Below are 663 nucleotides of genomic sequence, written 5' to 3'. Positions count from 1 at the left end.
TGCTAAAGATCAACAAGCTGGTGTTACTACACTTAAAGGTGCAATGGCTGTTATGGATATAGCTGAAACTGCTATTACTAATCTTGATCAAATCAGAGCTGACATTGGTGCGGTGCAAAATCAAATTACTGCAACACTTAATAACATCAGTGTAACTCAAGTAAATATCAAATCAGCTGAATCAAACATCAGAGATGTAGACTTTGCAGCAGAAAGTGCAAACTTTGCTAAGTATAACATCTTAGCTCAAAGTGGATCTTATGCTATGAGTCAGGCTAATGCTGTACAACAAAATGTAATGAGATTATTACAATAGTAAAGAAATCCAAAACACCTTGAATATTCAAGGTGTTTTTCTCACACTTTTATTTTATCTCCCATTTACTTTCTTATATTTGGAACACTTATTGCTTTTATAGAAATCAAGCAATATTTTGAAAGGATTTAAAATGGGTTTTAGAATAAACACCAACATAGGTGCAATGAATGCACATGCAAACTCAACTATAACAGCAAGAGAATTAGATAAGTCTTTATCTAGACTTAGCTCAGGTCTTAGAATCAACTCTGCAGCAGATGATGCTTCTGGGATGGCTATTGCAGATAGCTTAAGATCTCAAGCTGCAACTTTAGGCCAAGCTATTAACAATGGCAATGATGCCA

General features: G+C 34.7%; 1 protein-coding gene and 1 pseudogene. Both read left to right on the top strand.

Features of this window, described 5'->3' with window-relative positions; translation table 11 throughout:
* Window positions 1-316, top strand: a 316-nt coding sequence (locus L8X24_RS07925; protein ID WP_263664344.1) for a flagellin, incomplete at its 5' end; no start/stop codon positions are given.
* 133 nt (window positions 317-449) lie between these two features.
* A pseudogene (locus tag L8X24_RS07920) lies at window positions 450-663 on the top strand (flagellin); the annotation flags it as partial.

The organism is Campylobacter sp. CNRCH_2015_0814 (assembly GCF_025772765.1).
Lineage (GTDB): Bacteria > Campylobacterota > Campylobacteria > Campylobacterales > Campylobacteraceae > Campylobacter_D.
The sequence above is the reverse complement of the archived record's forward strand: the minus strand, read 5'-3'. Positions and strand labels throughout refer to the sequence as shown.